Origin of the sequence: Agrobacterium pusense (genome assembly GCF_013285525.1) — a bacterium.
In the GTDB taxonomy this organism is placed as follows: Bacteria; Pseudomonadota; Alphaproteobacteria; order Rhizobiales; family Rhizobiaceae; genus Agrobacterium; species Agrobacterium pusense.
Genome location: NZ_CP053858.1, coordinates 310244 through 320595 on the forward strand (window position 1 = coordinate 310244; position 10352 = coordinate 320595).

The window sequence follows — 10352 nt, forward strand, 5'->3', positions numbered from 1 at the left end:
GCGCCATGATGATGGAAGCCTCTTTCAGCCGGCGCGATTTGCTGCGTGGCGGGCGAAAACATAGACCACGCATCTGTCCCCCCGGGGTCGCGTTGAGCGACCTCACCGCTTGTAGCGGTTGTGCAAAATGTGTCGAAGCCTGTCCCACCGGCATCATTGCCATGGTGGGCGGCTTGCCTTCGGTGGATTTTTCCAGCGGAGAATGCACCTTTTGCGGCAAATGCGCCGAGGCCTGTCCGGAGCCGGTGTTTGCCGCACCCGCCGCGCAACGCTTCGATCATGTCATGGCGATCGGCGAGGGCTGTCTCGCTTTCGGCAATATTGATTGCCAGGCCTGCCGCGATGCCTGCCCGACCGAGGCCATCCGGTTTCGTCCCCGCCGCGGCGGGCCCTTCGTGCCTGAACTTATCGAACAAGCCTGCACCGGCTGCGGGGCCTGCGTGTCCGTCTGCCCGGCCGGCGTGATCGAGATCAAGGAAGCAGCCACGGAGATGCAATATGCTTGAAAATACAGGCCGGTATCATGTTTCAAGCGCCGTGGTGGCCGTGGTGCCGCACATGCGCGACGCCGTGCTCGCAACGCTTTTAACGCTCGACAATGTCGAGGTTCATGGCGAGGGCAACGGCAAGATCGTCATCGTCATCGATGGCACGAGCACAGGCATGCTGGGCGATACGCTCACTTATATTTCGACACTCGACGGTGTGATTGCCGCCAACATGGTTTTCGAACACGTCGATACAGAGGAGACAAGCGGCGATGAGCAGCGAACTGACGCGGCGTGATCTATTGAAGGCGCATGCCGCCGGTATTGCGGCGGCAACGGCGGGCATTGCGCTGCCGGCCGCCGCCCAGCCGGTGCCGGGCGGCGTTTCCGCGTTGCAGATCAAATGGTCCAAGGCGCCCTGTCGTTTCTGCGGCACGGGCTGCGGCGTCATGGTCGGCGTCAAGGAAGGCAAGGTCGTCGCCACCCACGGCGACATGCAGGCGGAGGTCAATCGCGGCCTCAACTGCATCAAGGGCTATTTCTTGTCCAAGATCATGTATGGCAAGGACCGGCTGCAGACCCCGCTTCTGCGCAAGAGAAACGGCGTCTACGCCAAGGATGGCGAGTTCGAGCCTGTGGGCTGGGACGAGGCCTTCGACGTCATGGCCGCGCAGTGTAAGCGGGTGTTGAAGGAGAAGGGACCGACGGCCGTCGGCATGTTCGGCTCCGGCCAATGGACGATCTTCGAAGGCTACGCCGCAACAAAGCTGATGCGCGCCGGCTTCCGCTCCAACAATCTCGATCCCAATGCCCGTCACTGCATGGCGTCTGCTGCCTATGCCTTCATGCGCACCTTTGGCATGGATGAGCCGATGGGCTGTTACGACGATTTCGAACATGCCGACGCCTTCGTTCTCTGGGGCTCGAACATGGCCGAAATGCATCCCATTTTATGGACGCGTATCGCCGACCGGCGTCTGGGCTTCGACCATGTGAAGGTGGCGGTGCTTTCGACCTTCACCCATCGCAGCATGGACCTTGCCGACATCCCGATGGTCTTCAGGCCGGGCACCGATCTCGTCATCCTCAATTACATCGCCAACCACATCATCAAGACCGGGCGCGTTAACGAAGACTTCGTGAGAAACCACACGAAATTCGTGCGCGGCGTCACCGATATCGGTTATGGCCTGCGGCCCGACAATCCGGTGGAGATGAATGCCGCCAATTCCGCGGATCCGACCAAGACCGAAGCGATCGATTTCGAAACCTTCAAGGAATTCGTCTCCGAGTACACGCTGGAAAAGACCGCAGCCATGACCGGCGTTGAAGCCGGTTTTCTGGAGGAGCTGGCCGAGCTTTATGCCGACCCGAAACGCAAGGTCATGTCGCTCTGGACCATGGGTTTCAACCAGCATGTTCGCGGCGTCTGGGCCAACCAGATGGTCTATAACATCCATCTGCTGACGGGTAAGATTTCCGAGCCGGGCAACAGCCCGTTCTCGCTCACCGGCCAGCCCTCGGCCTGCGGCACGGCGCGTGAGGTAGGAACCTTCGCCCACCGCCTGCCTGCCGACATGACGGTGACGAACCCCGAGCACCGCAAACATGCCGAAGAAATCTGGCGCATCCCGCACGGCATCATCCCGGAAAAGCCGGGTTACCACGCCGTGCAGCAGGACCGCATGCTGCATGACGGCAAGCTGAATTTCTACTGGGTGCAGGTCAATAACAACGTACAGGCAGGTCCCAACACCAAGAACGAGACCTATCAGGGCTATCGCAACCCGGAAAACTTCATCGTTGTTTCCGATGCCTATCCGACCATAACGGCTATGAGCGCCGACCTCATCCTGCCCGCCGCCATGTGGGTGGAAAAGGAGGGAGCCTATGGCAATGCCGAACGGCGCACCCATGTCTGGCATCAGCTTGTCGAGGCCTCGGGTGAGGCGCGTTCCGACCTCTGGCAGCTGGTGGAATTCTCCAAGCGCTTCACCACGGATGAGGTGTGGCCGGCGGAGATACTGGACGCCAATCCCGCCTATCGCGGAAAGACGCTGTACGAGGTGCTCTTCAAGGACAGCGATGTCGGCAAGTTCCCGCTGAGCGAGATCAACGCCGAATACGAAAACCAGGAAGCAAAACACTTCGGCTTCTATCTCCAGAAGGGTCTCTTTGAGGAATATGCCGCCTTCGGGCGGGGCCACGGCCATGATCTGGCGCCCTATGATGCCTATCACGAGGTGCGCGGCATGCGCTGGCCGGTGGTGGACGGCAAGGAAACGCTGTGGCGTTACCGAGAGGGTTACGACCCTTATGTAAAGCCGGGCGAGGGCGTGAAATTCTACGGCAACAAGGACGGCAAGGCGGTCATCATTGCCGTGCCTTACGAACCGCCGGCGGAATCCCCGGATGCGGAATTCGATACCTGGCTGGTGACGGGCCGCGTGCTGGAGCATTGGCATTCCGGTTCGATGACCATGCGTGTGCCGGAACTCTACAAGGCTTTCCCGGGCGCCCGCTGTTTCATGAATGCCGACGATGCGCGAAAGCGCGGCCTCAATCAGGGCGCGGAAATCCGCATCGTGTCGCGCCGCGGCGAGATACGTTCCCGGGTGGAAACGCGCGGCCGCAACCGCATGCCGCCAGGCGTCATCTTCGTTCCGTGGTTCGATGCCAGCCAGCTCATCAACAAGGTCACGCTCGACGCAACCGATCCAATCTCCAAGCAGACGGATTTCAAGAAATGCGCAGTCAAGATAGAGCCAGTCGCATGATCAGGAAACACGGATGGATCGCCGCCACGCTTCTGGTCGTGGCGTTGGCGACGGGGGCCGTTGCGCAGATGGTGACGGAATTGTCCGGCCCGCGCGGTGATGCCATGCAGACCGAACCCGCCAAACCCCTGCCGAAATGGGTGGTCGACGATTTTAGACGCATGCGCGCTTACCCGGAGCAGCCGCCAGTCATCCCGCATTCGATCGACGGTTACCAGCTTTCGGTCAATGCCAACCGCTGTCTCTCCTGTCACAAACGCGAGTTCACGCAGGATTCCGGCGCGCCGATGATCAGCGTCACCCACTATATGACGCGCGAAGGCCAGATGCTGGCGGACGTTTCGCCGCGCCGTTATTTCTGCACCGCCTGCCATGTCCCGCAGGCTGATACCCGACCGCTTGTGCCCAGCACGTTTGAGGACATGAGCACGATGGGCGTCAAACCGGCGGGTAGCGAATGATGATTACCCGTGTGAAGAAACTTCTCGCCTGGTTATGGGCGGTTCTGACGACGCCGGCTGGCACGCTCAGCCTCGCCTTCCTGACGCTAGGCGGCTTCGTCGGTGGCGTGATGTTCTGGGGCGCCTTTAACACCGCGCTCGAGATGACCAACAAGGAAGCCTTCTGCATTTCCTGCCACGAGATGCGTGCCAATGTTTATGAGGAGCTGACTCGAACGGTGCATTTCTCCAACCGTTCCGGCGTGCGCGCCTCCTGTCCCGATTGCCACGTGCCGCATGAATGGACCGACAAGATCGCCCGCAAAATGCAGGCCTCCAAGGAAGTCTGGGGCAAGATTTTTGGTACAATCGACACCCGCAAGAAGTTTCTAGACAAGCGGCTGGAACTTGCCCAGCACGAATGGTCGCGCCTCAAGGCCAATGACAGTCTGGAATGCCGCAACTGCCACTCCTCCGTCGCCATGGACTTTACTAAACAGACACAGCGCGCCGCCGATATCCATTCCAAATATCTGCTGACTGGCAAGGCCACCTGCATCGACTGCCACAAGGGCATCGCCCATGAACTGCCGAACATGGAAGGCATCGACCCGGGTTGGAAAATGCCGCCGGCCCTCAACGATGAACCGGGACAGACGGCATCTGCGATCGATGATCTGCGGCGGGCGATGAGCGATGTGCACCGCAACGTATTCTAGGAACCCCCCTGGTTCCAAAGAGAGCCTTCGATCGCCGCGCCGTCTGTGCGGGCGTCGAAGCCTATGAGGCGATCCGTTCGAACAGGACAACGGCGACGATCGTTAAACCGGAAATCCTCCGCCAGGAGGAAGCTGCGCGAACTATGGCCCGGGACCCATGCTGATCTGCTCGAGGTCGGGTGCAATCGTCTTGAAAAAATAACGTCTTTCAGGAGGACGGTAGCGGCATTCGGCTCACCATCAAGCGATATATCCATAAAAGTCATATCCAGCTCATGCGCAGGCGAGACCAGTTCGTTTTACCGGATTTCTCACAAGCAAAATCGAGGGCAGTAACAACCGTTTATCAGGGCATCGCTGATGACCATGGTTCTTCACATGAAATCCTGGTAACGCCGCTTTGCGTAAGGTCAGCGTGGGTATTTGCCGGACAAGCACATGCGGTTCGCGAATTTTCGAGGGATACGGCAATCCAGAATTTCCAACGGGTCTCCGCCAAGACTTGTCTGACGGAGCCCGGGTCAGCCGCACTTCGGAATTTTGCCGTGGTGTTAACCATACATAAAATCGCCGCTCCAAGGTCTCTTCGGTTATGTTAACAGTCGGTGAAAATCGCGATTGGGTTGGACCAACGACGTGAGCTTTGTGCTGGAGAAACACTGGGATCGGCTCCTTAAGGAGATTGGAGCGTGTGAAGTGGCGGTTCGAGAAATCGAAACCGACCTTCGACTTCGTGCTATGTCGAACGACGCCAGCGACAGGGAGTTGGCTCTCTTGCGGCGGCTGAAACATGAAAAGGCCGATTTGCTTTATCGTTGCCAAAACCTCCGAGAAGCCTTCATCGCGTTGCTGGATAAAAGCAGTATCGCGGCTGAATAGGTTCCAAGGTCGGAATTGCGGGCTAACTTTGGATCTACTTCCATCGATTTTTTAGGCGTTCGTCGTCCCGGCTTTGGAGACGTGGCCCGAAGCTCGCACTGCTCATCCCTGCCAAGCTCTGCGGCTGGCCCTGGGCGGCTTGCAGTTTCCAAATCGGCAACCATGCCGGTGCGATGCGGCGATGGGCCGAGGCTGGCAGCGTCTGCCCTGGAGGCTCGGCAGAACGCGCGCATAACCCATACCCGAGCCACGCTCCGCCTCGAGCCATCTGAGGATATGCCCGTGTTGCAAGCGTTTCGCGGGAAGCTGTTCATCGTAGAGCAGCGCATTATACACACATTTGCGTGCCGTCAGCGGTTGCAGGCAGCAGGGGCCATCGTCTTGAGCTCGGTTCGATCAACACGATGCGTGTTCAGTCCGTTACTGGAGCGGCACGTTGACACCGCAATCGTTGACGCGAAGATCCACGATCAGGCACTGCTGAATGTGCCGATTGTACTGGAGAACGTCAAAATGCCGTTCGTTTTCGCGAACCGGGCCAAATCGAACGACTGCGGTAAACTCTTCGACCGGCGATAGCGCGGAACTTCGCAAATAGCCGATGCGCTTTTCGGTCCACCCGGAACGTCGTCCGCTATCACTGACAGTCGCTCGACAATCGACCGTTGTCGGAACGACGCTCACTGCCGGGGCAAGGACGAGCAGTGAATTCCCGCAAAGCGACACCTCGCAAAGTCGCGAGTAACTCTACATCGATCCTGGAGTCGTGATCGGCGCCCGGAAAATCCCGAATGATCTCGCCTATCGTTTTTTCAACAAGCCGGCTCTGCATCCGCCCGTCAGCGGTAAACCGCGCGGCCCAGCGAAAAAGGAGGCGTCGAAGCGGACATTCCTGGAAATTGGATGGTTTGGGCACAGCCGTCCTCCACACGATATAGGCGGGAGCGCGTAGTAACCCTCAGCTGCCACCGCCTATGTATTCGGTTGGTGACAATACAAAAAGTGTAACACGTCTCGTGGAAGAGTCGAGCGATTAGCTTTCAAGGGTACGGAGTTGCATCCCGGTAGCAGGCCATCGCCGGCCGACTGATGGCTTTTGAAGGCATAACTTGCTTGCGATGTGAGCAAAAAGAAACCCTCCAGAGCGGAGGGTTCGAAGGTGTGCAACCATGACAGGCTGCAAGCGCATGGACGGGGGAAAGACCATCCGCCTACCCAATCGTCGCTGTGATGATTTGTTCCGAAAAATTCGATCCTCAATTGAGGTTACTGCGGCGCTTGCAGCCGGCATGCTTGCACCACTGGTTCTCATGAATGCCCTCGCCGGCCTTACTGCTCTCAACGTTCATTGATGGGCATCTCCGATTATATCGACTGGCCCTCTCGATGTTTCCATCAGCGGCCAGCGGACCTTCCTCTTCCATTCAGTCAAGGCATCGACGGGTGAGGTGCAGAATACCCACTCAATGAAAGCATCGGATATGTTGGGATGGTCATAGAGGAGGGCGGCGATGCCTTTCCGGTCGCTGAACAATATCTCAATCCTCGCTCCCGTCGGAATGTCGTCATCATCTGCCCAGAGTTCCATGGCGACGTATCCCGAATAGGCAGTCAGGTCGGATTCCCGGTCGACTTCGGCGACCAGCCGTTGGTCGAGATTATCGTGAGTGGTTTTCCGCACACCGAAGAATTGACCATCCTCCAGAAATCTCTTGGGATAGACACCATGATTTTCGAGAATGTAAGGGTGGATATGCATCTTCCTTCTCCTCTCTCCGAACGGTTCGGCGGGTTTAGTCTCCTCATCGACAGGGCTGTGGCCCAGACTGTGGTGAGGTAATGGCCGCCGATTATAATAGGCGTCCTTGCTCCTCCACCGGTTCTCCACTTTGCGAAATGATCGTTGATCCGTATGGTTCGCGTGACGAAACGATCAGCGCGCCGTTCGGGAGCGGGCGGGCGAGCTCCTTTGCCTCATTCCACGGAGCCCGCATCCAGACTTCGGTTTCTTCCTTCGTCAGCAGCAGGACGGGCATGGCCTTTTCATGGATTGGCTTGACGAGGTCATTCGGATCGGTCGTCAGGAAACCGTATAGGTCGTCGGTTGTGAGCCCGTCCCTGACCTTGCGGACGCTTTTCCATTGCGGCACGTGGATGCCAGCAAAGAACATGAGTGATTTCGCCTCGTCTCGAGCGAACCAGGCGTTAGGCACATTGCCACCCTCCTGGTTGCTCATCGGATCCGGTTCAGCAAAGCTTGTGACCGGGACAAGGCACCTGTGCTCGACGCCGAACCATCGCGTCCAGTGAGGCAGGTTTAGCTTGCGCACATTCGTGACACCACGGTCCGGCTCCATGCGGATAAGCTCATCCATATCGACGGCCTGACCTTTGGCCTTCAGTTTTCCCGCCCTCGCATCCGCAGCTTTCTTCTGCACGAAAATCGGCGAGGGCAGGCCCCATCGTGCATGAACCAGCTGCTTCTTGCCGTCCGTGGTGTTTCGGACGATCGGCCCCATCTGGTCGGGGTTCATCTGATAGGCCGGCATCAGGTTGATCAGGCTTTCGGCGTCCTGGGCCCACTTCGAGACCCAGTCCTTGTCCTCCATCCGATAAAGGTTGCACATGCTGGCAGTTCCCCTTGGTCCGGATGCAATGTGTTCACCGCATCACGTGCGCTTCACTAGTGGAGCATATAAACGCGGGTATTGTCCTGCCGTTCCCCCATACCTGGTAGGAGCCCGTCGCACTTTGTCGTAAGCCGTCCACAAGCGCGGCCACTGTGGCGCCGGACATAACCCAATGCGGAAGGCCCTTGCGCCTCCGTCAAGTCTGGCAAGGTCCATCCAGAACGACCATAGCAGCTACACGTGCGTAATCCACCGCACCTGGTTCTATGAAACCAGCGACGGAACGCTAGCTGGTCCTGGTGTCGCCAGGAATGAGTTGCTTCCAGATGGACAGGAGCAGGATTGCAATTGCGCCTGTCGCAATGCCGATGATTGCCTGGGCCAAAGAGGTGGCCAGCCACTTGGTGATTTGCGGAAGAACCGCCACTGTGTGTTCGATATTAGATGCAAACGTTTCAATCAGATGCTCTGGTTGATGCAATCCAAGCCCTGCCAGACTGTGCACGATGATGCTTCCACCTACCCACAGCATTGCCGCCGTCCCGACGATAGCCAATGTCTTCAAAAGCACGGGCACGCCCTTCACGAGGCCCGCTCCGACTTTGCTTGCTAAAGGGCTTCCTGCCTTTGCCAGGTGCAGTCCCACATCGTCTGCTTTGACGATGATGGGCACGACACCATATACTGCAGCGGTGATCAGGATGCCGACGGTTGCCAGCACCGCAGCTTGCGAATAGATGCTCAATGTCGAAACCCCGGCAAGCGTAAGCGCCATGATCTCGGCTGAGAGGATAAAGTCGGTCCGGATCGCGCCGGAAACTTTGCGGTTTTCGAGATCCGCCGCGTCGAGCGCCGCGTTCTGAGCCTGATCGTGCTTGGTGACGTGAGGAAAGAAGGCCTCGTGAAGCTTCTCCGCGCCTTCAAAGGACAGATAAATTCCGCCGATCATGAGCAGGGGGGTAATGAGCCATGGAGCAAAATATCCAAGCACAAGACAGATCGGCAGGAGAAAGATCAGCTTGTTTTTCAGCGATCCGAGCGCAATCTTTCCGATGATCGGAAGCTCGCGCGCAGGAGCCAGGCCGATAACATAGGTCGGAGTAACGGCAGTATCGTCGATCACGACGCCCGCCGCCTTCACGCTGGCTTTCGCTGTCTGCGTTGCGATGTCGTCCAAAGAGGCCGCCGCCGCCTTCGCAATGGCTGCAACATCATCAAGCAATGCGATCAGTCCAGTGGCCAAATCCAACTCCTTTACGGCTTCAGCGCGATGCGATTTAGGCTGTACGCTCGACAGTCATTGAAAGACGAGATCACACTACAGCCACCCTGTTTTTTTGAAACTGGAATACAGAATAGCGCAAAGTGTAAGAATGACACCGATTACGATATAATAGCCGTATTCTGATTTCAGCTCCGGCATATGCTCAAAATTCATTCCATAAATGCCAGCTATCGCCGTAGGCACGGCGAGAATCGCGGCCCAGGCAGCAAGCTGCCGGGTGATTGTTCCCTGACGCTGCTGTTCCAGAAGGTTTGAGGCTTCGAACACGGAGGTAATGATTTCTCGCAGACCTGACATCATGAACTCGACGCGCCGAACGTGGTCGAGCACATCCCGGAAATAGGCCTTGGCATTGTCGTCGATACAGGGCAGTTCGAGGTTTGTCAGCTTGCCCACGACCTCGGCCATCGGGCCGAGGATGCGCTGAAAGCGGATGACCTGTCGGCGCATGCGAAAAAGCCGTCTGATCTGCTCGCGTTCGAGAAAGGAGATCAGCATATGCTTTTCCATCTCGAGCACCTTGTCCTCCAGAGCCTCGACCATCGGAAGATAGCCGTCTACGACGAAGTCGATGATACCGTGCAGGACATAGTCGGGCCCGTGATCCAGGAGTTGTGGAGACTGTTCGAGCTGCTCCCGTAACTCCCTGTGTGAGCGTGCCGAACCATGGCGAACGGAGATCACATGGTGCCGGCCGACAAAAATACAGGTCTCGCCATAGGCAATCTTGTCTCCTTCGAGATGGGCGGTCTTGATGATGACGAACAGCTGGTCGCCATAGACTTCGACTTTGGGCACCTGTTTGCCATTGAGGGCATCTTCTACCGCCAATGGATGCAGATCGAACATCGACTTGAGGCATGCCATTTCATCGGGTGTCGGGTCGCTAATGCCGATCCAGGCAAATTCGCCATCGGTCTCTTGGAACGGGTCGCCCGTCAAGGGGAGTTTTTCGGTGCGCTCGCCGAGCCGATAGATGTAAGAGGCTATAACTGTCATGAAGGTCGCTCTCTAATGCCAATGGCTTGCGATGTGGCACCCAGCTACAGCCGTGGCAAGAGGGCGACGCAAAGTCTAAATGCCAGGACTGTGTCATAGGGCGTAATCAGCCACTTTGCTACTGCATCGAAGCAG

At 57.7% G+C, this 10352-nt stretch carries 10 protein-coding genes; 6 read left to right on the forward strand and 4 right to left on the reverse strand.

The genetic code is table 11. The features are described from left to right. Positions 1 to 5 precede the first annotated feature (5 nt). From HQN82_RS24665 to HQN82_RS24690, 6 genes are all read left to right on the forward strand, one after another. Positions 6 to 506: a ferredoxin-type protein NapF gene (locus tag HQN82_RS24665; RefSeq protein ID WP_173616256.1), complete on the forward strand. Its 501-nt coding sequence runs from the start codon at positions 6 to 8 to the stop codon at positions 504 to 506. Continuing rightward, the gene (locus HQN82_RS24670; RefSeq protein WP_173616257.1) at positions 499 to 786 is read left to right on the forward strand and encodes a chaperone NapD; all 288 of its coding nucleotides are present in this window, start codon (positions 499 to 501) and stop codon (positions 784 to 786) included. Before HQN82_RS24665 ends, HQN82_RS24670 begins: the two co-directional genes overlap by 8 nt. Next, positions 761 to 3265: a periplasmic nitrate reductase subunit alpha gene (napA, locus tag HQN82_RS24675; protein ID WP_173616258.1), complete on the forward strand. Its 2505-nt coding sequence runs from the start codon at positions 761 to 763 to the stop codon at positions 3263 to 3265. The genes HQN82_RS24670 and napA overlap by 26 nt, the downstream gene beginning before the upstream one ends. Further along, a complete protein-coding gene (locus HQN82_RS24680) occupies positions 3235 to 3726 on the forward strand; it encodes a nitrate reductase cytochrome c-type subunit (RefSeq protein WP_173616259.1) in 492 nt (163 codons plus the stop codon). The genes napA and HQN82_RS24680 overlap by 31 nt, the downstream gene beginning before the upstream one ends. Next, on the forward strand, positions 3723 to 4424 hold the full coding sequence (locus HQN82_RS24685; RefSeq protein WP_081859578.1) for a cytochrome c3 family protein: 702 nt from the start codon (positions 3723 to 3725) through the stop codon (positions 4422 to 4424). Before HQN82_RS24680 ends, HQN82_RS24685 begins: the two co-directional genes overlap by 4 nt. A 636-nt stretch (positions 4425 to 5060) precedes the next feature. Next, positions 5061 to 5303, forward strand: coding sequence for a hypothetical protein (locus tag HQN82_RS24690; RefSeq protein ID WP_173616260.1), 243 nt, complete (start codon positions 5061 to 5063; stop codon positions 5301 to 5303). 1345 nt (positions 5304 to 6648) lie between these two features. On the opposite strand, the gene HQN82_RS24695 is transcribed toward HQN82_RS24690, so the two are convergent. The 4 genes from HQN82_RS24695 to HQN82_RS24710 all read right to left on the reverse strand — a co-directional run bounded on the left by HQN82_RS24695 (position 6649) and on the right by HQN82_RS24710 (position 10217). Then, on the reverse strand, positions 6649 to 7062 hold the full coding sequence (locus HQN82_RS24695; RefSeq protein ID WP_022557575.1) for a hypothetical protein: 414 nt from the start codon (positions 7060 to 7062) through the stop codon (positions 6649 to 6651). Positions 7063 to 7153: 91 nt separating this feature from the next. Next, the gene (locus HQN82_RS24700; protein WP_173616261.1) at positions 7154 to 7930 is read right to left on the reverse strand and encodes an SOS response-associated peptidase family protein; all 777 of its coding nucleotides are present in this window, start codon (positions 7928 to 7930) and stop codon (positions 7154 to 7156) included. Positions 7931 to 8219: 289 nt separating this feature from the next. Further along, positions 8220 to 9176 (reverse strand): DUF808 domain-containing protein, encoded by a 957-nt coding sequence (locus HQN82_RS24705; RefSeq protein ID WP_173616262.1) that lies wholly within the window; start codon positions 9174 to 9176, stop codon positions 8220 to 8222. Between the two features lie 75 nt (positions 9177 to 9251). Continuing rightward, a complete protein-coding gene (locus HQN82_RS24710) occupies positions 9252 to 10217 on the reverse strand; it encodes a magnesium and cobalt transport protein CorA (RefSeq protein WP_173616263.1) in 966 nt (321 codons plus the stop codon). Positions 10218 to 10352: the final 135 nt, after the last annotated feature.

Excerpts from the sequence above, each read along its gene's own strand:
- HQN82_RS24700 (WP_173616261.1), bottom strand. The coding sequence starts at position 7,930 with ATGTGCAACCTTTATCGGATGGAGGACAAGGACTGGGTCTCGAAGTGG.
- HQN82_RS24665 (WP_173616256.1), top strand. The coding sequence starts at position 6 with ATGATGATGGAAGCCTCTTTCAGCCGGCGCGATTTGCTGCGTGGCGGG.
- HQN82_RS24695 (WP_022557575.1), bottom strand. The coding sequence starts at position 7,062 with ATGCATATCCACCCTTACATTCTCGAAAATCATGGTGTCTATCCCAAG.
- HQN82_RS24670 (WP_173616257.1), top strand. The coding sequence starts at position 499 with ATGCTTGAAAATACAGGCCGGTATCATGTTTCAAGCGCCGTGGTGGCC.
- HQN82_RS24710 (WP_173616263.1), bottom strand. The coding sequence starts at position 10,217 with ATGACAGTTATAGCCTCTTACATCTATCGGCTCGGCGAGCGCACCGAA.
- napA (WP_173616258.1), top strand. The coding sequence starts at position 761 with ATGAGCAGCGAACTGACGCGGCGTGATCTATTGAAGGCGCATGCCGCC.
- HQN82_RS24680 (WP_173616259.1), top strand. The coding sequence starts at position 3,235 with ATGCGCAGTCAAGATAGAGCCAGTCGCATGATCAGGAAACACGGATGG.
- HQN82_RS24685 (WP_081859578.1), top strand. The coding sequence starts at position 3,723 with ATGATGATTACCCGTGTGAAGAAACTTCTCGCCTGGTTATGGGCGGTT.